The sequence below is a fragment of the Streptomyces venezuelae genome (assembly GCF_008642375.1).
Classification (GTDB): Bacteria; Actinomycetota; Actinomycetes; order Streptomycetales; family Streptomycetaceae; genus Streptomyces; species Streptomyces venezuelae_G.
Genome location: NZ_CP029194.1, coordinates 6682139 through 6706087, shown reverse-complemented (window position 1 = coordinate 6706087; position 23949 = coordinate 6682139). Strand labels below are relative to the sequence as shown.

At 73.6% G+C, this 23949-nt stretch carries 24 protein-coding genes and 1 riboswitch; of the genes, 13 read left to right on the top strand and 11 right to left on the bottom strand.

The features are described 5' to 3' along the window. Positions 1–99 precede the first annotated feature (99 nt). Genes DEJ46_RS30640 through DEJ46_RS30630 form a run of 3 tightly spaced genes read left to right on the top strand, consistent with a single transcriptional unit; the run spans position 100 to position 3622 of the window. On the top strand, positions 100–951 hold the full coding sequence (locus DEJ46_RS30640; RefSeq protein ID WP_150271559.1) for an SURF1 family protein: 852 nt from the start codon (positions 100–102) through the stop codon (positions 949–951). A 34-nt stretch (positions 952–985) separates the two neighbouring features. Next, on the top strand, positions 986–2836 hold the full coding sequence (locus DEJ46_RS30635; protein WP_150271557.1) for a glycoside hydrolase family 15 protein: 1851 nt from the start codon (positions 986–988) through the stop codon (positions 2834–2836). Between the two features lie 15 nt (positions 2837–2851). Then, entirely contained in the window at positions 2852–3622 is a 771-nt protein-coding gene (locus tag DEJ46_RS30630; protein WP_150271555.1) for an SDR family oxidoreductase, read from the top strand. 21 nt (positions 3623–3643) lie between these two features. On the opposite strand, the gene amaP is transcribed toward DEJ46_RS30630, so the two are convergent. From amaP to DEJ46_RS30605, 5 genes are read right to left on the bottom strand one after another with little or no spacing between them, the layout of a single operon-like run. Beyond that, a complete protein-coding gene (gene amaP / locus DEJ46_RS30625) occupies positions 3644–4231 on the bottom strand; it encodes an alkaline shock response membrane anchor protein AmaP (protein ID WP_150271553.1) in 588 nt (195 codons plus the stop codon). Between the two features lie 6 nt (positions 4232–4237). Continuing rightward, positions 4238–4927 carry a DUF6286 domain-containing protein gene (locus tag DEJ46_RS30620; RefSeq protein ID WP_223835203.1) on the bottom strand — a complete coding sequence of 230 codons (690 nt, stop codon included), beginning with the start codon at positions 4925–4927 and terminating at the stop codon, positions 4238–4240. Continuing rightward, on the bottom strand, positions 4924–5268 hold the full coding sequence (locus DEJ46_RS30615) for an Asp23/Gls24 family envelope stress response protein (protein WP_150271551.1): 345 nt from the start codon (positions 5266–5268) through the stop codon (positions 4924–4926). Before DEJ46_RS30615 ends, DEJ46_RS30620 begins: the two co-directional genes overlap by 4 nt. Before the next feature lie 6 nt (positions 5269–5274). Next, positions 5275–5466 carry a hypothetical protein gene (locus tag DEJ46_RS30610; RefSeq protein ID WP_024756245.1) on the bottom strand — a complete coding sequence of 64 codons (192 nt, stop codon included), beginning with the start codon at positions 5464–5466 and terminating at the stop codon, positions 5275–5277. A gap of 30 nt (positions 5467–5496) precedes the next feature. Continuing rightward, positions 5497–5973, bottom strand: a complete 477-nt coding sequence (locus DEJ46_RS30605) for an Asp23/Gls24 family envelope stress response protein (RefSeq protein WP_150271550.1) — start codon at positions 5971–5973, stop codon at positions 5497–5499. Positions 5974–6066: 93 nt separating this feature from the next. Here DEJ46_RS30605 and DEJ46_RS30600 point away from each other — a divergent pair, with 93 nt between their 5' ends. Beyond that, on the top strand, positions 6067–6771 hold the full coding sequence (locus tag DEJ46_RS30600) for a hypothetical protein (protein ID WP_150271548.1): 705 nt from the start codon (positions 6067–6069) through the stop codon (positions 6769–6771). Positions 6772–6794: 23 nt separating this feature from the next. Here the strand turns inward: DEJ46_RS30600 and DEJ46_RS30595 are convergent, their stop codons facing one another. From DEJ46_RS30595 to DEJ46_RS30585, 3 genes are all read right to left on the bottom strand, one after another. Beyond that, positions 6795–7595 (bottom strand): enoyl-CoA hydratase/isomerase family protein, encoded by an 801-nt coding sequence (locus tag DEJ46_RS30595; protein ID WP_150271546.1) that lies wholly within the window; start codon positions 7593–7595, stop codon positions 6795–6797. 130 nt (positions 7596–7725) lie between these two features. Beyond that, on the bottom strand, positions 7726–7947 hold the full coding sequence (locus DEJ46_RS30590; protein WP_024756249.1) for a helix-turn-helix domain-containing protein: 222 nt from the start codon (positions 7945–7947) through the stop codon (positions 7726–7728). Positions 7948–8323: 376 nt separating this feature from the next. Next, the gene (locus tag DEJ46_RS30585; protein ID WP_150271544.1) at positions 8324–9922 is read right to left on the bottom strand and encodes an ABC-F family ATP-binding cassette domain-containing protein; all 1599 of its coding nucleotides are present in this window, start codon (positions 9920–9922) and stop codon (positions 8324–8326) included. Positions 9923–10196: 274 nt separating this feature from the next. Here DEJ46_RS30585 and DEJ46_RS30580 point away from each other — a divergent pair, with 274 nt between their 5' ends. Both DEJ46_RS30580 and DEJ46_RS30575 read left to right on the top strand, forming a co-directional pair. Further along, positions 10197–11087, top strand: coding sequence for a neutral zinc metallopeptidase (locus tag DEJ46_RS30580; RefSeq protein WP_150271542.1), 891 nt, complete (start codon positions 10197–10199; stop codon positions 11085–11087). Between the two features lie 68 nt (positions 11088–11155). Beyond that, complete coding sequence (locus tag DEJ46_RS30575; RefSeq protein ID WP_150271540.1) at positions 11156–11557, top strand: VOC family protein; 402 nt, start codon at positions 11156–11158, stop codon at positions 11555–11557. A 36-nt stretch (positions 11558–11593) separates the two neighbouring features. Here DEJ46_RS30575 and DEJ46_RS30570 read toward each other — a convergent pair whose 3' ends face one another. Both DEJ46_RS30570 and DEJ46_RS30565 read right to left on the bottom strand, forming a co-directional pair. Beyond that, positions 11594–13015, bottom strand: coding sequence for a hypothetical protein (locus DEJ46_RS30570; protein ID WP_411757791.1), 1422 nt, complete (start codon positions 13013–13015; stop codon positions 11594–11596). 101 nt (positions 13016–13116) lie between these two features. After that, complete coding sequence (locus DEJ46_RS30565) at positions 13117–14244, bottom strand: alpha/beta hydrolase (RefSeq protein WP_150271539.1); 1128 nt, start codon at positions 14242–14244, stop codon at positions 13117–13119. A gap of 430 nt (positions 14245–14674) precedes the next feature. Between DEJ46_RS30565 and DEJ46_RS30560 the strand changes: the two genes are divergently transcribed. From DEJ46_RS30560 to DEJ46_RS30530, 7 genes are all read left to right on the top strand, one after another. Then, positions 14675–15937 (top strand): inorganic phosphate transporter, encoded by a 1263-nt coding sequence (locus DEJ46_RS30560; RefSeq protein ID WP_150271537.1) that lies wholly within the window; start codon positions 14675–14677, stop codon positions 15935–15937. Between the two features lie 12 nt (positions 15938–15949). Continuing rightward, on the top strand, positions 15950–16171 hold the full coding sequence (locus DEJ46_RS30555; protein WP_150271536.1) for a hypothetical protein: 222 nt from the start codon (positions 15950–15952) through the stop codon (positions 16169–16171). 140 nt (positions 16172–16311) lie between these two features. Beyond that, positions 16312–16444, top strand: a riboswitch (cobalamin riboswitch). Positions 16445–16478: 34 nt separating this feature from the next. Further along, a complete protein-coding gene (locus tag DEJ46_RS30550) occupies positions 16479–17453 on the top strand; it encodes a cobalamin biosynthesis protein (RefSeq protein ID WP_190622971.1) in 975 nt (324 codons plus the stop codon). Then, the gene (locus DEJ46_RS30545) at positions 17450–18958 is read left to right on the top strand and encodes a cobyric acid synthase (protein WP_150271534.1); all 1509 of its coding nucleotides are present in this window, start codon (positions 17450–17452) and stop codon (positions 18956–18958) included. The genes DEJ46_RS30550 and DEJ46_RS30545 overlap by 4 nt, the downstream gene beginning before the upstream one ends. Before the next feature lie 169 nt (positions 18959–19127). Beyond that, complete coding sequence (locus DEJ46_RS30540) at positions 19128–21203, top strand: putative cobaltochelatase (RefSeq protein ID WP_150271533.1); 2076 nt, start codon at positions 19128–19130, stop codon at positions 21201–21203. Then, positions 21203–21811, top strand: a complete 609-nt coding sequence (gene cobO / locus DEJ46_RS30535; protein ID WP_150271531.1) for a cob(I)yrinic acid a,c-diamide adenosyltransferase — start codon at positions 21203–21205, stop codon at positions 21809–21811. The genes DEJ46_RS30540 and cobO overlap by 1 nt, the downstream gene beginning before the upstream one ends. Beyond that, positions 21805–23217, top strand: a complete 1413-nt coding sequence (locus tag DEJ46_RS30530; protein ID WP_150271529.1) for a cobyrinate a,c-diamide synthase — start codon at positions 21805–21807, stop codon at positions 23215–23217. The genes cobO and DEJ46_RS30530 overlap by 7 nt, the downstream gene beginning before the upstream one ends. A 2-nt stretch (positions 23218–23219) precedes the next feature. On the opposite strand, the gene DEJ46_RS30525 is transcribed toward DEJ46_RS30530, so the two are convergent. Next, the gene (locus tag DEJ46_RS30525) at positions 23220–23948 is read right to left on the bottom strand and encodes a ZIP family metal transporter (RefSeq protein ID WP_150271527.1); all 729 of its coding nucleotides are present in this window, start codon (positions 23946–23948) and stop codon (positions 23220–23222) included. Position 23949 lies beyond the last annotated feature (1 nt).

The following is a 23949-nucleotide window of genomic DNA, read 5'->3' as shown; positions in this document are numbered from 1 at the left end:
GGCACATCGTTCTGAGGAAACGATCCTGGGCGCGCGGCCTCCCCGGGTCGGCCGAACCCCGCCGCACGCACCCCATGACCCCGGTTGTACCGTCATGGGGTGTACCGCTTCCTGTTGTCCCGGCAATGGGTGATCCTCACCCTCATCGCCCTCGTCCTCGTCCCCACGATGATCGAGCTGGGCTTCTGGCAGTTCCACCGGCACGAACGCCGTGTGGCCCAGAACGCCCTGATCGCCGACAACCTCAAGGCGAAGCCGGTCCCGGTCGAGGAGCTCACCTCTCCCGGCCACACCGTCCCGCGCGCCGACTACTGGCGGCAGGTCACCGCCACCGGCACCTTCGACACCGCCCACGAGGTGGTCGTCCGCCGGCGCACCTCCACCGACGACAAGGTGGGCGTGCACGTCCTGAGCCCGCTGGTCCTGAGGGACGGCCGGATCCTCCTGGTCAACCGCGGCTGGGTGCCGGCCGCCGCCGAGCAGCGCGCCTACCCGCCGGTGCCCCCCGCGCCCAAGGGCGAGGTCACCGTCACCGGCCGGCTCAAGGCGGACGAGACGACCGGCGCCAGCGGCATCAAGGACCTCAAGGGTCTGCCGGACCGCCAGGTGATGCTGATCAACAGCGAGCAGCAGGCCGCGCTCATCGGCCGCGAGGTCCTCGGCGGCTACCTCGAACTGATCACCCCCGAGTCGGCCGGCGGCACCCCCGAGCCGATCGCCGAGCCCGATCACGAATCGATCGGCGCGCACATGGCGTACGCGGTGCAGTGGTGGCTCTTCGCCGCCGGGGTGCCCGTCGGCTGGGTGATCCTCGTACGCCGGGAGAGGCAGGACCGGCAGGCCGCGGCCCGCGCCGAAGCCGCCGGTGACGGGGGTGGAGAAGGCGACGGAGAAGGTGACGGGGACGCGGCCGGGGACACGGCCGCGGTCCAGGCCACCCCGTCCCTCTGATTGACGGGCGTCACTTCCGGGAACAGCCCAAAGCGTGACGCAACGTATCGACGACTACGCCCTCATCGGCGATCTCCAGACCGCCGCGCTCGTCGGCCGTGACGGGTCGATCGACTGGCTGTGTCTGCCCCGCTTCGACTCGGCCGCCTGTTTCGCCGCGCTGCTCGGCGACGAGAACAACGGCCACTGGCGGATCGCACCCAAGGGTGCCACGACCTGCACGACCCGGCGCTACGCCGAGGACTCCCTCGTCCTGGAGACCTACTGGACGACCCGCACCGGCACCGTCAAGGTCGTCGACTTCATGCCCCAGCGGGACGTGTCCCCCGACGTCATGCGGATCGTGGAGGGCGTCAGCGGCACCGTCGAGATGAGCTCCGTCCTGCGGCTGCGCTTCGACTACGGCTCGATCGTGCCCTGGATGCGCCGCGCCGACGGCCACCGGGTCGCGATCGCCGGGCCCGACTCCGTCTGGCTGCGCAGCGAGCCGGCCGTGAAGACCTGGGGCCAGCAGTTCGCCACCTGCTCCTCCTTCACCGTCACCCCGGGCGAGAAGGTGGCCTTCGTCCTGACCTGGCACCCCTCGCACGAGCCGCGCCCCGACCTCGTCGACCCCTTCGAGGCCCTGGAGCTGTGCCTCGCGGACTGGCGGGAGTGGTCCGCCCGCTGCACCTACCGGGGCCCCCACCGGGAGGCGGTGCTCCGCTCCCTGATCACCCTCAAGGCGCTCACCTACGCCCCGACCGGCGGGATCGTCGCCGCCCCCACCACCTCCCTGCCGGAGGAGCTCGGCGGCGTACGGAACTGGGACTACCGCGCCTGCTGGCTGCGCGACTCCTCCCTCACCCTCGGCGTGCTGCTCGCCGCGGGGTACGTCGACGAGGCCGTCGCCTGGCGGGACTGGCTGCTGCGCTCGGTCGCCGGCGACCCGGCCGACCTCCAGATCATGTACGGCCCCGCCGGGGAGCGGCGGCTGCCCGAGACCACCCTGCCGTGGCTGCGCGGCTACGCCGACTCGATGCCGGTACGGACCGGGAACGCGGCCGTGGAGCAGTTCCAGCTCGACGTGTACGGCGAGGTCATGGACTCGCTCTTCCGCGCGCGGCAGGCCGGCATCCCCGCGAAGCGGCACGCCTGGAGCCTCCAGCTGAGCCTGCTCGGCTTCCTGGAGTCGACCTGGCGGGACCCCGACGAGGGGCTGTGGGAGGTGCGCGGGCCGCGCCGCCACTTCACCCACTCGAAGGTGATGGCCTGGGTGGCCGCCGACCGGGCGGTGCGCACCCTGGAGGCGCAGCCCACGCTGCCGGGTGACGCGGCGCGCTGGCGGGCGATGCGCGACGAGATCCACGCCGAGGTGTGCGCGAAGGCGTACGACCCCGTCCGGAACACCTTCACCCAGTCGTACGGCTCGCAGGAGCTGGACGCCGCCACGCTGCTCATCCCCCAGGTCGGCTTCCTGCCGCCGGACGACCCCCGGGTGGTCGGGACGGTGGACGCCGTACAGACGGAGCTGCTGCACGGCGGGTTCCTGAACCGCTACAGCACGGCCACCGGAGCGGTGGACGGGCTCCCGGGCCAGGAGGGGACGTTCCTCGTCTGCTCGTTCTGGCTTGCGGACGCGCTGCGGCTGACCGGCAGGACCGAGGAGGCGCGCAAGCTCTTCGACCGGCTCGTCTCCCTCCGCAACGACGTGGGGCTCCTCGCGGAGGAGTACGACCCGGTTGCCGGGCGCCAGCTGGGCAACTTCCCGCAGGCCTTCAGCCACATCGGGCTCGTGGGCACCGCCCTCGGGCTCGCCTTCGAGGAGGAGGCGACGGAGCCGGTGGCGAAGGAGGCGGAGGGGGCGCAGGAGGGGCCGCAGGAGGGCGCGGAGGCGGCGGAGTAGGTCAGGATGGGGTCCATGGATCTTGGACTGAAGGACCGTGTGTACGTGGTGACCGGCGCGACACGGGGGCTCGGCAGGGCCTCGGCGGAGGCGCTGCTCGCCGAGGGCGCGAAGGTGCTGATCACCGGGCGCGAGGAGAAGTCGGTCGCGGACGCCGTGGCCGAGCTGGGCGGGGGTTCGGACGGGGCCGTGGTCGCCGGTTTCGCCGCCGACAACGCCGACCCGGGGACCCCCGCCCGGCTGATCGCCGAGGCGCGGGCTCGGTTCGGCGGCTTCGACGGCATCCTGATCAGCGTCGGGGGCCCTGCGCCCGGCTTCGCGGCCGACAACACCGACGAGCAGTGGGCGGCCGCCTTCGACACCGTCTTCCTCGGGGCCGTACGGCTGGCGCGCGCCGCGGCCGAGACGCTGACCGAGGGCGGAGTGATCGGCTTCGTCCTGTCCGCTTCGGTCCACGAGCCGATCCCCGGCCTGACCATCTCGAACGGGCTGCGCCCCGGGCTCGCCGGCTTCGCCAAGTCCCTCGCCAACGACCTGGGCCCGCGCGGGGTCCGGGTCGTCGGGCTGCTCCCGAGCCGGATCGACACGGACCGGGTGCGCTCCCTCGACGCGCTCTCCGGAGACGCGGACGCGGCCCGCGCGGCGAACGAGGCCACGATCCCGCTGCGCCGCTACGGCACCCCGGAGGAGTTCGGGCGCACGGCGGCCTTCCTGCTGTCGCCGGCCGCCTCGTACCTGACGGGGCTGATGCTCCCGGTGGACGGCGGGGCGCGCGCCGGCTTCTGAGCCGACGAGCCGCTCCCCGGCTCAGGTGACCCTGCGGGCCCGGTGCTTCACGGCCCGCAGGCGGGCCTCCGTCGGCAGTGCCGCCAGCCCCGCGGACGTACGGGCGTGTCCGAGGGCCGCGGTGCCGAGGGTCCTGAGGGCGTCCTCCGGGGAGGCGTACGGTTCCAGGTCGAGGGCCACGCGGGTACGGGGTGCCCCGCGGCGCCCCGTGAGGGAGACCTTGGCCCGGGCCACGCCCTCCTGGGCGGCGGCGTCCGCCTCCAGGACGGTCTCCAGGGCCCGGCCGCGGAGGATCGCCTCCTCGCCGTCGCCGGTGTCGACGAGGACCTCGCGGAGCCGGGCCCGCCGGAACTGGACGAGCAGCCACCACAGGGCGAGCAGGACGACGAGCCCGAGGGCCGCGATGACCACCGGCCACCACCAGCTCTCCTCGCGCCACCGCTGCCGGTCCGCGGCGGAGAGCAGGACGTCGGAGGGGCCCGACCAGGGCCACCAGGACGGTACGGACAGGTCGAGGGCGGCGGCGAGGACGGCGCCGCCGCCGAGGACGAGGAGCAGCCCGGCGAGGCCGAGCAGGGCGCGGTTGACGCGCCGGAGGACGACCGTCACCGGCCTTCACCCCTTCCTGGGCGGTCGGGTCACCCGTACGGTCAGCGCGGGCGGGTGGGCGAGGCCGAGCTCGTCGACGCCGGTGGCGAGGACGGTCTCCACGTCGGTGCGGACCTCGTCGAGCGCCCGGAAGTGCGAGACCGCCCGGACGCCGACCTTGGAGCGGCCGACGCGGACCCGGACGGACTGGACGCCGGAGACCTCCATGGCGCGGTCGCGCAGGGTGAGGGCGGCGGCCTCGCGGTCGAGCCCGGCCCGTACGTCGGCGTGCTGGCGGCGCATGGGGAGGACGGCGCGCAGTCCGGGGGTGACTGCCAGGATCAGCAGCCAGACGCCCAGCAGGACGGCGATGACGGCACCGACGACGACGGTGGTGCCGTCGAGGGGATCGCTCGCGAGCGCCTCGGCGAACTCCCGCCGCCAGGCCATGGCGGAGCGCTCGGCCCGGACGGCCGCCACGTCGTACAGCAGCAGCCCGGCCCCGCCGAGGACGACGGCCGCGAGCAGGGCGGCGGGGATGCGCCGGACCGACCAGAAGCGGCGGACGCGCCCCCCGGCGGCGTCCGCGAGGACGGGCACGGAGTCGGCGGGCCCGGAGTCGGCGGGCCCGGAGTCGGCGGGCCCGGTCTCGCCGGAGGCCGGGGCCCCGGGGTGGGGTCCGGGGCCGTCGGGGTCCGGGGCCGGGGTGGTGGTCATGAGAGGCGGCCCCTTGGGGTGGTCTCGCGCGTGTGCGGGGAGTGGAGGCGTTCCACATGGACGGCGACCTCGTGGACCTCCATGCCGACGAGGCCCTCCACGCGGCTGCGAACCCTGCCCCGGACGGCCCCGCACTGGCGGCCGATGTCGGACGGGTAGGCGAGTTCGAGGCTCACCGAGACCCGGGCGACGTCCCGGTGGACGACGACCGAGGCGTGCGGAGCCGAGCCGCCCTCGGGGACGGCGTCCAGCGCCTCCCGTGCGGCCTGGGAGGCGATCTTCGCGACGACCCGGTCGGCGATCGTGGTCGCCCCGCGGTCACGTACCGGGTCCACTGCCACCCCGGGTCACCGCCGCCGGTCGCCGCGCTCGCGGCCCCGGAACAGATCGCCGGGTTCGAGGTCGCCGTCGAGGAACCGGCCGGCCACGAAGCCGATCGCGCCCAGGGCCGCGACCAGCAGGAACGCCCCGAAGCCGCCGAAGTACCCGGCGAAACCCAGGGCCATGCCGGCCACCAGGCCGACCACCGCCATGCTCATTTCCTGTCCCCTTCCGAGGATGTCCGAGGGCTACTGGAGTCTCGACTCCGGTTCGTCCTCCTCTTCGTCCGGGAGCTTCACGTCGCTGACCGCGATGTTGACCTCGACGACCTCGAGACCGGTCATCCGCTCCACGGCGGCGATGACGTTCTCCCGGACGTCGCCGGCGACGTCGGCGATCGAGACGCCGTAGTCGACGACGATCTCCAGGTCGAGCGCGGTCTGCACCTCGCCGACCTCGGCCTTCACCCCGCGGGTGACGCTCGCCTTGCCGCCGCCCCCGCCGGGTACGCGGTCGCGTACGGCGCCGAAGGTGCGGGAGAGCCCGCTGCCCATGGCATGGACGCCGACGACATCGCGTGCGGCGAGGCCGGCGATCTTCTCCACGACGCCGTCGGCGATCGTGGTCCGGCCCCGGGAGGCCGGGGCACCGCCGCCGCGCTTGGTCACGGAGGTGCGGCGCTGTTCTTCGGACGTGATGTCACCGGAGTGTGCACTGTCCACCATCAGATTTCGCCCCTTCTGGGATATTTCGGGGTTCTTTGCCCACACTAAGGGCGGCTGCCCGGTCTCGCCCCGGGGATACGGCAGGCTGGGGCAATGACGACGGCTGAGGGTTGGACGGCTTCGGTACGTGACCGGCTCGCGCCCGGTCGGCTGCTGCCGCTGGGCGCGCCGGAGGACGGGGCCTGGATCACGGAGCGCGCGGCGCGCACGGTCCTGGACGGGGCTGCGGCGGCGGTACGGGGAGTGGTGCCGGGCGAACTCCGCATCGGACCCGACACAGAGGCCGGCGCGGACGCCGGCGCGGGCGCCGGAGCCGAGCCGGGGGCGGCCTTTCCGGTGCCGCCCGGCGCGCTGCCGCCGGGGGCGCTGCGGATCTCGGCGGGCTTCGGGGCGGTGGCCGGGCGGGCGCTTCCGGAGCTCGCCGCCGAGCTGCGTACGGCCCTGCTCGGGGCGGCCGAGGACGGGCTCGGCCTCGTCGTGGCCGCCGTCGACCTGCGGGTGACGGAGCTGCTCGACGCGGCTCCGGAGAAATCCGGTCCCGCCGCTCCCCCACCCGGGCGAACCTCCCCCGCCACGGACGACCCCGCCGCGCTCGCGGTGCTGCGGGTCGACGGGGTCGCGGGGGTGACGGACACGCTGGGCCCGCCGGTCCACCGGGCCTCCGGCCGGGTGCGGGTCGAGCTGGCGGTGACGGCGGGCCGCCGCCCTCTGGACGTGGCCCGCGCCGCGCGGAACGCCGTGACCGCCGCGGCCGGTGAGGCGACGGCGGTCACGGTGCTGGTCTCGGAGCTGCGGTAGGAACCGCGGCGGGATGGGTGGCGTCAGTCGCCGAGGCCCGCGAGGTCGCGCAGACGGCGCGCCTGGGCGGCGCGCTCGGCGGTGCGCTGCTCCTCGTAGGAGCGGCCGGCGGCAGCCTGGAGGAGCGCCTTGGTCTCGTTGACCGCGGCGCGCGGCGCCCCGAGCAGGGCGGCGCTGAGGTCCCGTACCGCCGCGTCGAGCTCGTCCGCGGGCACGGCGATGTTGGCGAGACCGATGCGCTCGGCCTCCGCCGCGTGGACGAAGCGGCCGGTGGCGCAGATCTCCAGGGCGCGGGCGTAGCCGACGAGCGAGACGAGGGGGTGCGTCCCGGTCAGGTCCGGGACGAGACCCAGGCTGGTCTCGCGCATCGCGAACTGCACGTCCTCGGCGACGACCCGCAGGTCGCAGGCGAGGGCGAGCTGGAAGCCCGCGCCGATGGCGTGCCCCTGGACGGCCGCGATCGACACGAGGTCACTACGGCGCCACCAGGTGAACGCCTCCTGGTACTCGGCGATCTCCGCGTCGAGGTCCGCGTCGGAACCGCGCGCGAGATCGAGGAAGGACGGCTCTCCGTCGAAGCCCTCGGGCGTGAACGCCTGCCGGTCGAGCCCCGCGGAGAAGGACTTTCCCTCCCCGCGCAGGACCACGACCCGCACGCTGCCGGGCAACGACCGGCCGGCTTCTGTCAACGCCCGCCACAGAGCGGGAGACTGAGCGTTGCGCTTCGCCGGGTTGGTCAGGGTCACCGTGGCAACGGCGTCCTCGACGGTGAGCCGTACACCGTCCTTGTCGAATACGAGCTCAGAGTCGTCGAGCGTAGTCATGGGGCGCCTCCGGTTCCGGTGCAGCACTTGCGAGGATGCTAAGTGACTGCACAGTAACCACCTGGCCGACCGTGCGGTCGACCGGGTGGCCACCGAGAGACCCGGTGGCCGGTCGAGCCGCCCCGATGACTCAGACCGAGGCTGCCTTCTTGCCTCGTGTCGCTCCGCCGCGTCCACGCAGCGTGACTCCGGACTCACTCAGCATCCGGTGGACGAATCCGTAGGAGCGGCCGGTTTCCTCGGCCAGCGCCCGGATGCTCGCACCGGAGTCGTACTTCTTCTTCAGGTCTGCCGCGAGCTTGTCGCGCGCGGCGCCGGTCACCCGGCTGCCCTTCTTCAGAGTCTCGGCCACCCGTGCCTCCTCATGGGAAGTGCGCTCTGGACTTCTCATGATCACCCCTACCCGGCGTCCTGGCCACCCATTCGACAAGGTCCGTGCGGCCGGGTTGCGGGAGCAGCACGCGCTCGCCACGACCGGAGGCACAGATTCCGCACAGGGGGAAAGCGGGCCCCGCGCCGCCCGGGACGGGAAGTGCCAGGTCAAGGCCACAGAGGGAACGCACGTACGGCGCGGGTCTGCCGGAAGGATTCGGCAGAGCACCGCGCCGGGGTGTACGAGACGCCCTCACTCAGATGAAGGATCACCCATGAGCCGAATGATCCAGCCCTGAATGATCACGTCGGGCCCCGGAGCACGCCCGAGGGCGCTTCCGGAGCCTCGGGCCGGGTCAGGCCAGGGCCACGAGGTCCGCGTAGTCCGCGCCCCACAGGTCCTCGACACCGTCCGGGAGCAGGATGATCCGCTCCGGGTCGAGCGCCTCGACCGCGCCCTCGTCGTGCGTGACGAGGACGACGGCGCCCTTGTACGTCCGCAGGGCGCCGAGGATCTCCTCGCGGCTGGCCGGGTCGAGGTTGTTGGTGGGCTCGTCGAGCAGGAGCACGTTCGCCGAGGAGACGACGAGGGTCGCGAGCGCGAGACGGGTCTTCTCGCCGCCGGAGAGCACACCGGCCGGCTTGTCGACGTCGTCTCCGGAGAAGAGGAAGGAACCGAGCGTCTTGCGGACGTCGACGAGGTCGAGGTCGGGCGCGGCGGAGCGCATGTTCTCCAGGACGGTCCGCTCGGGGTCGAGCGTCTCGTGCTCCTGGGCGTAGTAGCCGAGCTTCAGGCCGTGGCCCGGGGTGACCTCGCCCGTGTCGGGCTGCTCGACACCGCCGAGGAGGCGCAGCAGGGTCGTCTTGCCCGCGCCGTTGAGCCCGAGGATGACGACGCGGGAGCCCTTGTCGATGGCGAGGTCCACGTCGGTGAAGATCTCGAGCGAGCCGTAGGACTTGGAGAGCCCCTCGGCGGTCAGCGGGGTCTTGCCGCAGGGCGCGGGGTCCGGGAAGCGGAGCTTGGCGACCTTGTCGGAGGCGCGCACGGCCTCCAGGCCGGAGAGCAGCCGCTCGGCGCGCTTGGCCATGTTCTGCGCGGCGACGGTCTTGGTGGCCTTGGCGCGCATCTTGTCGGCCTGCGAGTTGAGGGCGGCGGCCTTCTTCTCGGCGTTCTGGCGCTCGCGCTTGCGGCGCTTCTCGTCGGCCTCGCGCTGCTGCTGGTAGAGCTTCCAGCCCATGTTGTAGACGTCGATCGTGGAGCGGTTGGCGTCCAGGTAGAAGACCTTGTTCACGACGGTCTCGACGAGGTCGACGTCGTGGGAGATGACGATGAAGCCACCGCGGTAGGTCTTCAGGTAGTCGCGCAGCCAGATGATCGAGTCGGCGTCGAGGTGGTTGGTCGGCTCGTCGAGGAGGAGCGTGTCGGCGTCCGAGAAGAGGATCCGGGCGAGCTCGACGCGGCGGCGCTGACCGCCGGAGAGGGTGTGCAGCGGCTGGCCCATGACCCGGTCGGGCAGGCCGAGGGCGGCGGCGATGGTGGAGGCCTCGGCCTCGGCCGCGTAGCCGCCCTTGGTCAGGAACTCGGTCTCCTGGCGCTCGTACTGCCGCATGGCCTTGTCGCGGGTGCCGCCGGTGCCGGTCGCGATGCGCTCCTCGTTCGCCCGCATCTTCTTGAGGAGGGTGTCGAGGCCGCGGGCGGAGAGGATGCGGTCGCGGGCCAGGACGTCCAGGTCACCGGTGCGCGGGTCCTGCGGGAGGTAGCCGACCTCGCCGGAGCGGGCGATGGCGCCGGCGGCGGGCTGGCCCTCGCCCGCGAGGCACTTGGTGAGGGTCGTCTTGCCCGCTCCGTTTCGGCCGACGAGGCCGATGCGGTCGCCCTTGGCGACACGGAAGGAAGCGGACTCGATGAGGACGCGGGCGCCGGCGCGCAGCTCGATGCCGGTGGCGGTGATCACGGACAGACTCCAGGGCGATGGGAACGGCGGAAGGACGGTTGATGACGGGCTTCGACGCCGCTAATGCACGGGGAGAGTGGCCATACGGCCAGTCTAACGGGCTCCTGCAACTGGTTTTCGGCCATGTGGGTGTCCTATGGCGTGATCGGAGCTTTCTCACATTTCCTTGCATTTCGGCTGGATCTCTCAAAAGGGGCGAGAGATAGAAGATCGGCTGATACTCGGCGCAGGGCGGCGGCCACTGCCGCGGCAGTGACGCGGAGGGTGGTGGACCGTGCAGTTCGACGACGACGCCGACCTGGACACCTCGGAGGTCAAGGACGTCCGGAACAGCCGCATCCCCGGCGGCAGGGCGACGGTCGGCGGCGGCATCATCGGCCTCATCGCGCTGGTCCTGGGCGTGCTCTTCGGGGTCGGACCCGAGCAGTTCGGGCTCTCCGAAGGCGGCGAGGAGCCGGTGGCGACCTCGTCCTCCGCGGCCCAGGTGAACCAGGCCTGCAAGAAGGGCGCCGACGCGAACACCCGCGAGGACTGCCGGATCGTCGCCGTCGTCAACAGCCTCCAGGACTTCTGGCGGACCGAGTACGCGCGCCGGGGCGGTACCTACGGGAACGCCGCCACGGTGATGTTCACCCAGCGGGTCGGGACCGCCTGCGGCTCGGCGACCTCGGCCGTCGGGCCCTTCTACTGCCCCGGGGACCGCCAGGTGTATCTGGACCTGGGGTTCTTCGAGGAGTTGCGGACCAAGTTCGGGTCGAGCGGCGGACCCTTCGCCCAGGCGTACGTGGTGGCGCACGAGTACGGCCATCACATCCAGAACCTGATGGGCACCCTGGGCCGCGCCCAGGACGGACGGACCGGCGCGAACTCCAACGCCGTCCGGGTCGAGCTCCAGGCCGACTGCTACGCCGGGGTGTGGGCGCGGCACGCGACGACCACTCCCGACGACAGGACGGGCCGCCCGCTGCTGACCCGGCTCACGGACGCGGACATCCAGGACGGTCTCGACGCGGCGGCCGCGGTGGGCGACGACCGGATCCAGGAGAAGTTCCAGGGCCGGGTGACCCCGGAGAACTGGACGCACGGCTCGGCGGCGCAGCGGCAGCAGTGGTTCTACCAGGGCTACCGGACCGGCGACATGGCCCAGTGCAACACCTTCCGCTGAGATGTCGACACCGGCTGCCAGACTGAGATCCAGGTCACATTCGGCTGAATCGAGAGGAAGTGATCGGGATGGCTGAGGCACCCCACATCTGTCCGACGCTGACGTACGAGGACGCGAAGGGCGCGATCAAACTGCTCACGGAGGGCTTCGGCTTCACGGCGAGTGCCGTGTACGAGGCCGAGGACGGGCTGATCGCGCACGCGGAGCTGGCGTACGGGAACGGCATGGTGATGCTCGGCAGCAAGGGCACGGGCAGCGAGTTCGACAAGCTGATGGGCCGCGCGGGCCCCGTGGGCGTCTTCGTGCACGTGGACGACGTGGACGAGCACCACGCGCGGGCGGTCGCCCACGGCGCCGAGATCGTGATGCCGCCCACGGACCAGGAGTACGGCTCGCGGGACTACATGGCCCGGGACGCCGAGGGGAACATCTGGAGCTTCGGGACCTACACGCCCGGCGCCTCGGAGTAGCCGGGCGCCGGACGTCGGGCGGACACCGCGCTCCGGTCAGGCACCGCCGGTGTGGACCTGGAAGGCGGCCCTGCGGACCGCCTTGGACAGGGCCGGGTCGGGGTGGGCGGCGGCCAGGGCGACCAGGACCTGGACGGTCCGGGGGTGGCCGACGGCCCTGACCTCGTCGAGCAGCGCGGGGACGGTCCCCTGGACGGCGGATTCGAGGTGGCGGACGAGCAGCTCGCTCTCGCCGTGGTCGGCGACGGCCGCCGCCGTGTCCACCCAGAGCCAGGTGGCCTCCTCGCGGGTGAGCACTTCCTGCGCGTCGTCGGGGTCGGCGCCCTCGTACTCCGCCAGCCAGAGCAGTGCGTACGGACGCAGGGAGGGTTCGGCGACGGTGGCCCGGACCTCGGCCTCGGCGGGGGCTCCGACGACCCGGAGCGCCTCGAAGGCGAGGCCGCGCAGGAGGGCGTCCTCGCCGCGGGCGACGGCGAGGAGTTCGGCCACGGCGCTGGAGAGCGTGCGGGCCGCGAGCCAGGCGCGGTACTCGGCGCGGGCCGGTCCCGGGGTGAGCCGGGCGCAGCCGCGGAGCATGTCCTCGGCGGACTGCTCGATGTTGCCCGCGGGGCTCTGCGCGGCGACGCAGATCTGCTCCAGCTTGACCCAGACCGCCCAGTTCCCGAGCGGGGTCAGGGTGGCGTGCCGGGCGTCCGTGCCGGGGTCGAGGGTGAGCGCGCCGACGGCCGCGAGGCCCTCCAGGGCCCAGTCGAGGAGTGCGGGGAGCCCGTCCGTGCCGGGGGACGCCTCGGGGGCGCTCGCCGGGTCGGGCGTCTGCTCGGCGACCGGGACCTCGCAGCGCTCCTCGCGCAGCTCCTCGACGCGCTGGCCGAGCAGATCGAGGAGAACCGGAACGAGCACCGGGCCCTGGGAGAGCTGGAGCAGCGAGAGGACCTGCGGGACCGCCTCGACGACCTCGGCGACCGCGCTCGGCGCGACGCCCTCGGGGGCCGGGTGGACCAGCGACCAGGCGTCGAAGAGGGCGACCCAGCCGCGCAGGACGGCGGAGTCGTCCCGGTCCCAGGCGTGCAGCCGCCAGCCGGGGCGGGCGGTGTCGCCGTGGAGCTCGACGAGCCCCGCGAGCCGGGCGCGGTCCCAGCCGGCCCGGATCTGGCCGGGCGTCAGGTCCAGTGCGGCCGCGGCCCGTTCCTGGGCGGTGGCGGCTTCGCCACCGGCACGGAGGGCGGCTTCGGGTCCGCGCTCGACGGCGGCCCAGCGGGCGATCCGTACGGCGTCGGCGAGGACGTGCCGGGCCTGGCGGGCGAGTTCCGCGCGGGGCGGAGTGCCCTCGGGCGGCCGCGGCGCCGGCCGGGTGCGCCGGTTCGTCACGGCCCGTCGGGCGGTGGCCAGCGCCCGCGGGCGGACGAGTCGGAGTCTGGAGTTGCGCGCCAATGGTTCATCGGGCTTTCGAGACGTCACGGGGGCAGTCTTCCCGCTGACGGCCCGAAAGCCCAATCGGAATCCGCAGCCCCGTCAGAACGGCCGCCGCGGCGGCCGTCGGAGCAGGGGAATGTGCGCCGTCAGAGCAAGGGGGTGAGGAAGCGGCGCAGGGCCTCCTCGTAGCGGACGGGGCCGGCGTTCCACATCGCCGCGTGCGGGGCGTGCCGGACCGTCTGCAGGGAGACCAGGTCGGGGCGGCGGGCGGCGAGCTCGACGGAGGGCTCCCAGGGGGCGATCGTGTCGTCGGGTCCGTGCAGCAGGAGGACCGGGACCTGCAGGGCGCCGGGTTCCGACGCGGCCCGGAGGCGGTCCCCGTGCACCCCCGTCCGGCCCTGGGCCGCGCGGACGGCGAGCGGGAGCAGGGGTCCGGGGACGTGGCGGGCCGCGGCGAGGTTGCGGAGGGTCGCCTCCCAGTCGAGGACCGGGGAGTCGAGGACGAGGCCGCTGATCCGGTCCCGTACGCCCGACTCGGCGGCGGCGCGCAGGGCCATCGCGGCGCCGGTCCCCCAGCCGTGCAGGACGACCTTCTCGGCGCCGCGGCGGACGGCGTACCGGATGGCGGCGTCGGCGTCCCGCCACTCGGAGTCGCCGAGGTGGGCGAGACCGTCCGGGGAGGCGGGCGCCCCCTCGTCGCCGCGGTAGGTGGGGATGAGGACCGGGATCTTGCGCCGGTTGAAGAAGGGGACGAGGTTCAGGGGGTGCTCGCGGGTGGTGCCGAGGCCGTGCAGCGCGATCACCCATGTGCTGCGCGGGCCGGCCACGAGCCAGCCGGGCAGTGGACCCAGCTCGCCGGGGATCTCGACGTCCTCGTGGGCGATCCCGAGGGCGCTGACCGGTGTGCCCCGGTGGAGCTGGGGGGTGAGGCGGACGCGGACGCCGGGGCCGAGGGCGCCGAGCTCGACGCGTTCCAGGCGGCGGACGACGGTGTCGGCGGTGTGCGGGACGCGGTCGAGGACGGGGCCGAGGACGGCGTGCAGGCCGGGGGCCTCCATGCCGTACGTGCCGGGGCGCAGCGAGGCGAGGCTGCGGGTGAGGGTGATCCGTTCGGGTCCCGTGGCGTGCACGGTGAGTCTGGGGTCTCCCGGGAGTGGTCGTCCGGACGGCACCTTGAGGGCGACGTCGCTGGCGTACCGGCCGGCCGCTACCGCGGCCGCGCCGACACCGATCAGGGTGGTGACGGCCGCTGCCGTCGCTGTAGCCGGGCGCACGCTCCCAGTGTCGGCAGGTCCCGGGCGGCCTGCCACCGGGCGGACCCGGCCGGGGACTCCTCCGTCCACAGGGACGGCAGAGAGCTGCCCTGCACAGGGGACGGCAGAGAGCTGCCCGGAGAGACCCCTGGCATCCCTCCGGCGAGTGACGTGGGTCTCCTCTGCGGGGTCCCCCGGTCGGATGGTCCGGTCCAGAGAGCGGAACGGGGCGGCGAGGGGCGGGCCGGGCCGGAGCGCCGGTGGCCCGTGAAGGCCTGGATTACCCGGGGTTGCAGGGTGACCGCATCGTGGACACCCGCTCCGGCGGGGAGCTAAGCGGAATGGCTTGACACCGGTTGGGGACACCACGTCGCCCGCCCCAGTTCACCTTCCGTTCACTCAGGTTGCTTACGTTCGTCGAGCCACTGACGTCAAACGATTGCCTGGGTAAATGGAACACATCACGCTGCTGCTCGCCATTGTGGTCGTGACAGCTCTCGTGTTCGATTTCACGAACGGTTTCCACGACACCGCCAACGCGATGGCCACGACCATCTCGACCGGTGCCCTGAAGCCCAAGACGGCGGTGGCCATGTCCGCCGTGCTGAACCTCGTCGGCGCGTTCCTGTCCGTGGAGGTCGCCAAGACGATCTCCAAGGGGCTCGTCAACGAGGAGGGCATCCAACCCGAAGTCATCCTCGCCGCGCTCGTCGGCGCGATCCTCTGGAACCTGGTGACCTGGCTGGTCGGACTGCCGTCCAGCTCCTCCCACGCCCTGATGGGTGGCCTCATCGGCGCGACCATCGCCTCCATCGGCGTCAGCGGCGTCAACGGCGGGGTCGTCGTCAGCAAGGTACTCATCCCGGCGGTCGCCGCCCCGCTCGTCGCGGGCCTGGCCGCGATGTTCGCCGCCCGCCTGACGTACCGCATGGACAAGAAGGCCGACAAGAAGACGACCGAGAAGGGCTACCGGGCCGGTCAGATCGCCTCCGCCGGTCTCGTCTCCCTCGCCCACGGCACCAACGACGCCCAGAAGACCATGGGCATCATCACCCTCGCTCTGGTCGCCGGCGGCGTCCTCGCGCCCGGCTCCAACCCGCCGGTCTGGGTCATCGTCTCCGCCGGTACGGCGATCGCGCTCGGCACCTACCTCGGCGGCTGGCGCATCATCCGCACGATGGGCAAGGGCCTCACCGACCTCCAGCCGCAGCAGGGCTTCGCCGCCCAGACCAGCGCGGCCACGGTCATCCTCGCCTCCTCCAGCCTGGGCTTCTCCCTCTCGACCACGCACTCCTGCTCCGGCGCCGTCATGGGCGCGGGCCTGGGCCGCAAGGGCGGTGTCGTCCGCTGGTCGACCGCCACCCGGATGTTCGTCGCCTGGGGCCTGACCCTGCCGGCCGCCGGCCTGGTCGCCGCGGTCGCCGAGTTCGTCGCCCGCCAGGGCGACTGGGGCGTCTACACCGTCGCGGCCTTCCTGGTCGCCTCCTGCGTCGCCATCTGGGTCCTCTCCCGCCGCCAGGTGGTCGACCACACCAACGTCAACGACGTCGAGACCGAGCCCGCGGGAGTCGTGACCACCGCCATCGCGGCCGTCACCCCGCCGCCGGCCGCCGGTTCCGTCGCCGCCGTCGCGGACGAGGACCTCAAGACCACCATCCCGGCGCCGGTTCCCACGGACCCGGCCGCTCCCCCGGCCCCCGCCGCAGCGGTGTAAGGAACGAACGACATGAAGATCGACTGGGCAGCTCTCGGCTCCGTCTTCGGGGTCAGCCTCGTGGCGACCGTCGCCCTCGTGGGCCTCTTCACCCTCGGCATCATCGGCCTCTCCAGGCAGGAGCAGGCCGCGGCCCAGGGCGGTTCGGCCCTGATGGCCCGCACCGGCGCCTACGCCTGCTTCGCGCTGTGCGCGGCGGCCGTGGCGTACGGCATCTACCTGATCGTCGCCTGACGGTCCCCTCTTCTCACCGCGGCCGGGCGGTCCGCACCTTCGGGTGCGGACCGCCCGGCCGCGGCCGTCCCGTGGTCCGTGTCTGTGGTGCTTCGCACAGTGACCTGTCGCAGGTCAAGGGTGAGTTGACGGGTGTTCGCGGGCCGTGGTGGACTGCCGAGGCCATTACGGCGGCAGCAGAGGAAGTCCGGTGCGAATCCGGCGCGGTCCCGCCACTGTGACCGGATCCGAGAGGTCCGGGAGTCAGGAACTCTCGCCGCCGGTCACGTCGATCCAGGGCGCGGACCCTGAGTGAGGACATGCGCCCATGCCCGGCCGCATCAGAGCCAGCCGCCTCTCCCCGGGCGGATTCGCGTACGGCGCCGCCCTCGGGCTCGCCGTCGACCAGCTCGTCGGCGATCCCCGCCGCGGACACCCCGTCGCCGCCTTCGGCCGGGCCGCCGCCGCGGTCGAACAGCGCCTCCACCACGACCACCGCGGCTGGGGTGCCCTGCACACCGCCGTCTGCGCCGGCTCCACCGCCGCCCTCGGCGCCCTCGCCGCCCGGGCCGTCCGGGACCGGCCCGCCGCCGCCGTCGCGCTGACCGCCGCCTCCGTCTGGGCCGTCGTCGGCGGTACGACGCTGGGGCGGGAGGCCCGCGCGATCGGCGGGGCCCTCGCCGTCGGGGACCTGGAGGTCGCCCGGGAGCGGCTGCCGCACCTGTGCGGGCGCGACCCGCAGTCCCTGGACGGTCCCGCGATGGCCCGCGCGGTCGTCGAGTCCGTCGCCGAGAACACCTCCGACGCCGTGGTCGGCGCCCTCTTCTGGGGCGCGGTCGCGGGCGTGCCGGGCCTCCTCGCCTTCCGCGCCGTCAACACCCTCGACGCGATGGTCGGCCACAAGTCGCCGCGCCACCGGCGCTTCGGCTGGGCCTCGGCCCGCCTCGACGACGTGGCCGGCTGGCCCGGGGCCCGGCTGACGGCCGCCGCGGCGACGCTCGCCGGAGGGAACCCGCGGGGAGCCGTACGGGCCTGGCGGGCGGACGCGGCGAAGCACCCGAGCCCCAACGCGGGCCCCGTCGAGGCCTCCTTCGCGGGCGCCCTCGGCGTACGGCTCGGGGGGACGCTCTCGTACGGCGGGCGGGTCGAGCACCGGCCCGTGCTCAACGGAGAAGGGCGGCCCGTCGAGGTCGCCGACATCGACCGGGCGGTCCGGCTCTCGCGCCGGGTGACCGCACTGACCCTGGCCGCCTGTGTCGGCGGCCGCATGATCATCGGTGCCGTGAAGCGGAGGAACGCATGAGGGGTGGGGGTCTCCTTGTCGCCGGGACCACGTCCGACGCCGGCAAGAGCGTCGTGACGGCCGGCATCTGCCGCTGGCTGGTCCGCAAGGGCCTGAAGGTGGCGCCGTTCAAGGGGCAGAACATGTCCCTGAACTCCTTCGTGACCCGCGAGGGCGCCGAGATCGGGCGGGCCCAGGCCATGCAGGCGCAGGCCGCCCGCGTCGAGCCGACCGCGCTGATGAACCCGGTGCTGCTCAAGCCGGGCAGCGACCGCTCCAGCCAGGTCGTCCTGATGGGCAAGCCGGTGGGCGAGCTGAGCGCCCGTGGCTACCACGGCGGGCGGCAGAAGGAACTCTTCGAGCCGGTGATGGCGTGCCTGGAGGAACTCCGGGGCATGTACGACGCCGTGATCTGCGAGGGGGCGGGCAGTCCGGCCGAGATCAATCTGCGGCGCACGGACATCGTGAACATGGGCATCGCGCGGGCCGCGCGGCTGCCCGTCGTCGTGGTCGGCGACATCGACCGGGGCGGGGTCTTCGCCCAGTTCTTCGGGACCACGGCGCTGCTCTCCCCCGAGGACCAGCAGCTCGTCGCGGGATACCTCGTGAACAAGTTCCGCGGTGACGTGACCCTCCTTGAGCCGGGGCTCGACATGCTGCACGGGCTGACCGGGCGGCGGACCTTCGGTGTCCTGCCGTACGCGCACGGGCTCGGCATCGACGAGGAGGACGGGCTCCGTGTCTCGCTGCGGGGCACCGTCCGCGAGTCCGTCGTCGCGCCGCCGGTCGGCGCGGACGTGCTGCGGGTCGCCGTGTGCGCCGTACCGCTCATGTCGAACTTCACGGACGTCGACGCGCTGGCCGCCGAGCCGGGCGTGGTGGTGCGGTTCGTGGACCGGCCCGAGGAGCTCGTCGACGCGGACCTGGTCGTCGTGCCCGGGACCCGGGGGACCGTGAAGGCGCTCGCGTGGCTGCGGGAGCGGGGGCTGGCCGGTGAGCTGGTCCGGCGCGCGGCCGAGGGGCGGCCGGTGCTCGGGATCTGCGGCGGCTTCCAGGCGCTCGGTGAGCACATCGAGGACGAGGTCGAGTCGAAGGCCGGGGCCGTCGACGGGCTCGGGCTGCTGCCCGTACGGGTGCGGTTCGCGCGCGAGAAGACCCTGGCGCGGCCGGTGGGCGAGGCGCTCGGGGAGCGGGTCGAGGGGTACGAGATCCACCACGGTGTCGCGGACGTGCTCGGTGGCGAGCCGTTCCTCGACGGGTGCCGGGTCGGCTCCGTGTGGGGTACGCACTGGCACGGCTCGCTGGAGAGCGACGGCTTCCGGCGGGCGTTCCTGCGGGAGGTCGCGGCGGCGGCGGGGCGGCGGTTCGTGCCGGCCCCGGACACGTCTTTCGGCACGCTGCGGGAGGAGCAGCTGGACCGGCTCGGCGACCTGATCGAGGAGCACGCGGACACGGACGCGCTGCTGCGGCTGATCGAGGAGGGGGCCCCGGCGGGGCTGCCGTTCGTGCCGCCGGGTGCGCCGTGAGCGCGCGGCGGAGCCGCGCGGGGACTGCGCCCGGCCTCCGGCCGGGCTCGGGTTCGCACCCGCACCACCCGTGCGGCTCGACGAAGAAGGTGCGGGTGGCCCCTGTGGGTGGTCACCCGCCGTCGGCGGCTGCCGGCGAACGACGCGGGCTTGATGGAAGGAAGACTCGATGAGCACCCGGTATCCGTTCACCGCCGTCGTCGGCATGGACGATCTGCGGCTCGCGCTGCTGCTGAACGCGGTGAGTCCGGCCGTGGGCGGTGTGCTCGTCCGGGGTGAGAAGGGGACCGCCAAGTCCACCGCCGTCCGGGCACTCGCCGATCTGCTGCCGGTCGTACCGGTCGTGGCCGGCTGCCGGTTCAGCTGCGACCCGTCGGCTCCTGACACGGGCTGTCCTGACGGGCCCCACGACGCCCCCCACGGGGCCGAACGGGCCGCGCGGATGGTCGAGCTGCCCGTCGGCGCCTCCGAGGACCGGCTCGTCGGCGCGCTCGACATCGAGAAGGCGCTCGCCGAGGGCGTGAAGGCCTTCGAGCCGGGGCTCCTCGCCGCGGCGCACCGGGGCATCCTGTACGTCGACGAGGTCAACCTGCTGAGCGATCACCTGATCGACCACCTCCTCGACGCCGCCGCCATGGGCGCCTCCCACGTCGAGCGCGAAGGCGTCTCCGTGCGCCATGCCGCCCGCTTCCTGCTCGTCGGGACCATGAACCCCGAAGAGGGTGAGCTGCGGCCGCAGTTGCTCGACCGCTTCGGGCTGACCGTCGAGGTCGCCGCCTCCCGCGTGCCCGAGCTGCGGGTGGAGGTCGTCCGGCGGCGGCTCGCCTTCGAGGACGACCCGGCCGCGTTCGCCGCGCGCTGGGCGGACGAGGAGACCGCGCTGCGGGACCGGATCGTCGCCGCCCGCACGCTGCTGCCGAAGGTGGCCCTCGGGGACGCCGCGCTGCTCCAGATCGCCGCTACCTGCGCCGCGTTCGAGGTCGACGGCATGCGCGCCGACATCGTCATGGCGCGGGCGGCGACCGCCCTCGCCGCCTGGGCCGGGCGGACGGAGGTCACCTCCGAGGACGTGCGGCAGGCCGCGCTCCTGGCCCTCCCCCACCGTCGCCGGCGCAACCCCTTCGACGCGCCCGGTCTCGACGAGGACAAGCTCGACGAGACGCTGGAGCAGTTCAAGGGGGACGACGAGGATCCGGAGCCGGAGGGCCCTGGTGACGGCGGTCCCGGTGACGACGGTCCCGGCGGGGGCGGTCCTGACGGCGGCGGTCCCGACGGCGGGGGCATTCCGCCGCAGGGCGACGCGCCCGAGGACGTCCCGGCGTCCGGGGACACCCCCGCGCCCGCCGAGGCTCCCGCGTCCGCCCCGCAGGGCTCCGGCGCCGGTGAGCGCGGCGCCGTCAAGGCCGCCGAGCCCTTCCGTACGAAGATGCTGAGCGTGCCCGGACTCGGCGAGGGCGCCGCCGGGCGCCGTTCCCGGGCCCGTACCGAGCACGGCCGTACCACCGGGGCCACCCGGCCCCGGGGTGCGCTGACCAAGCTGCACCTCGCGGCGACCGTGCAGGCGGCTGCCCCGCACCAGCGGGCGCGCGGGCGGACCGGTCCCGGGCTCGTCGTCCGGCGGGACGACCTGCGGCAGGCGACCCGCGAGGGGCGCGAGGGGAACCTCGTGCTCTTCGCCGTGGACGCCTCCGGCTCGATGGCGGCCCGTCAGCGGATGAGCGCCGTGAAGGGGGCCGTTCTCTCCCTGCTCCTCGACGCCTACCAGCGGCGCGACAAGGTCGGTCTGGTCACCTTCCGGGGCCGTACCGCCGACCTCGCGCTGCCGCCGACCTCGTCCGTGGACGCGGCGGCCTCTCGTCTCGAACAGCTTCCGACGGGTGGCCGTACGCCGCTGTCGGCCGGGCTCCTCAAGGCCCACGACGTCCTGCGGATCGAGCGGCTGCGGGACCCCTCGCGCCGCCCGCTGCTCGTCGTCGTGACCGACGGCCGGGCGACCGGCGGCGGCGCCGACCCGGTGGCACTGGCCGCCCGGGCGGCCCGGCTGCACGCCGCCGACGGCACGGCGAGCGTGGTCGTGGACTGCGAGACCGGGCCGGTGCGGCTCGGGCTCGCCGGGAGCCTCGCACGCGAACTCGGCGGCACCGCCGTCACCTTGGACGAGCTGCGCGCCGACTCGATCGCCGGCCTCGTCAAGGACGTACAGGCAGCAGGACAGGCAACGCAGACACCATGGAGGGCCGCTTAATGCCGCAGGGACAGCCGACCGTCGTGCCCGACGACGGTCTCACCACCCGTCAGCGCCGCAACCGCGCACTCGTGATGGTGCACACGGGCGTCGGCAAGGGGAAGTCGACCGCCGCGTTCGGCATGGCGCTGCGCGCCTGGAACCAGGGCTGGCCGATCGGGGTGTTCCAGTTCGTCAAGTCCGCCAAGTGGAAGGTCGGCGAGGAGAACGCCCTCAAGGCGCTCGGCGAGACCGGCAAGGGCGGCACGGTCACCTGGAACAAGATGGGCGAGGGCTGGTCCTGGATCCAGCGCGAGGTCGCCGAGGGCGAGCAGTCGCACGAGGACAAGGCCCGCGAGGGCTGGGAGCAGGTCAAGCGCGATCTCGCCGACGAGCGCTACAAGTTCTACGTCCTCGACGAGTTCGCCTACCTGCTGCACTGGGGCTGGATCGACGTCAAGGAGGTCGTCGAGGTCCTCCGCGACCGTCCGGGGACCCAGCATGTCGTCATCACCGGCCGCAACGCACCGCAGGAGCTCCTCGACTTCGCCGATCTCGTCACCGACATGTCCAAGGTCAAGCACCCGATGGACGCCGGTCAGAAGGGCCAGCGGGGCATCGAGTGGTAGCACGTCTCGTCATCGCCGCGCCCTCCTCGGGCGCGGGCAAGACCACGGTCGCGACCGGCCTGATGGCCGCGTTCGCCGGCCGTGGGCTCGCCGTCTCCCCGCACAAGGTCGGGCCCGACTACATCGACCCCGGCTACCACGCGCTCGCGACCGGCCGCCCGGGCCGCAACCTCGACGCGTACATGTGCGGTACGGGGCAGATCGCGCCGCTCTTCCTGCACGGGGCGCGCGGCTGCGACCTGGCCGTCGTCGAGGGGGTCATGGGCCTGTACGACGGGGCCGCCGACCAGGGCGAGCTGGCGTCCACCGCTCAGGTGGCGAAGCTGCTCAAGGCGCCGGTGGTGCTCGTCGTGGACGCGTCCTCGCAGTCGCGGTCGGTGGCGGCGCTCGTGCACGGCTTCGCGTCGTGGGACCCGGAGGTGCGGATCGGGGGCGTGATCCTCAACAAGGTCGCCACCGATCGGCACGAGCATTTGTTGCGGGAGGCGCTCGGGGGGTCGGGGGTTCCCGTGCTGGGTGTGCTGCGGCGGGCGCCCGCCGTGGCGACTCCGTCGCGGCATCTGGGGCTTGTGCCGGTGGCCGAGCGGCAGGCTGCGGCCGTGGAGGCGGTGGCCGCGCAGGCGGAGCAGGTGCTTGCCGGGTGCGACATGGAGGCATTGTTGGCGTTGGCGCGGTCGGCGCCGTCGTTGGACGCCGAGCCGTGGGTGCCTGGGGCCGGGGCGCGGCTGCACGCCGGTGGTCCCGTGGTGCCCGCCCTCCCCCGGAACTCCGCCTGGGAGGTGCCCCCGGCCCTGCGGGACGACTGCCCACCACGGCGGGTGGCCGTCGCCGGAGGGGCCGCGTTCACGTTCTCGTACGCCGAGCATGCCGAGTTGTTGACCGCTGCCGGGGCCGAGGTCGTGACCTTTGATCCGCTGCGGGACGAGGCGCTGCCCGAGGGGACCTCCGGGCTCGTCATAGGTGGCGGGTTCCCCGAGATGTACGGGGCCGAGCTGTCCGCGAACGAGCCGCTGCGGAAGGCCGTCGCCGAGCTCGCCGCGGCGGGGGCGCCGATCGCCGCCGAGTGCGCCGGGCTGCTCTACCTCGCGCGGTCGCTCGACGGCAGGCCCATGTGCGGGGTGCTCGACGCGGACGCGCGGATGTCGGAGCGGCTCACCCTCGGGTACCGGGACGCCGTCGCCGTGAGCGACAGCGTGCTGGCCCCGGCCGGGGCGCGGATGCGGGGGCACGAGTTCCACCGGACCGTGATCGAGCCGGGCGCCGGGGCGCTCGCCGCCTGGGGGCTGCGGCAGCCGGAGCGGCGTGTCGAGGGCTTCGTGCAGGGCGGGGTGCACGCCAGTTACGTGCACACGCACTGGGCGGGGTCGCCGGAGGCCGCCGCGCGCTTCGTGGAGCACTGCACGTGAGATCAGCCGCCGGAGACGCCCACCACGAGCCAGATGAAGCCCACGCCCCCGACCGTGCAGAGCAGGGTCGAGCGGGCGGGGTGTTCATGGTGGGCCTCGGGCAGGATCTCGGCGGCGGCGAGGTACAGCAGAGCGCCGCCGAAGAAGCCGAGATAGGCGCCGAGAAGTTCCTCCGGAAGGGTGAACAGCAGGGTGGAGGCGGCGCCGAGGATCGGGGCGACCGCGTCGGCGACGAGCATCCCGACGGCCCTGCGGCGGGCGTTCCCGTAGAGGCTCGTGATCGTGTACGTGTTGAAGCCGTCGGCGAAGTCGTGGGTGATGACGGCGAGGGCGACGGTCGCGCCCATGCCTCCGCCGACCTGGAAGGCGGCGCCGAGGGCGATGCCGTCCATGAGGCTGTGCAGGACCATCGCGGCGGCCGCGGTGAGGCCGACCTGCGGGACCCGCTCGTCGGCCCCGACCCCGTGTGCCGCCTGGCGGACGGCGAGGAGGCGCTCCACCACGTGGGCGAAGAGGAAGCCGCCGACGAAGAGCAGCAGGGCCTCCGGGACGCCGAACACCTGCTCCCCCGCGGCCTCCAGGGCCTCCGGCAGGAGGTCGAGTCCGACGACGCCGAGCATCAGCCCGCCGGCCAGGCCGAGGACGAGGTGGCGGCGGTCGGTGACCCGCCCGGCGACCCACCCGCCGAAGAGCGTCATGAGGAACGCGCCGAGCGCGACGACCACAGCCATG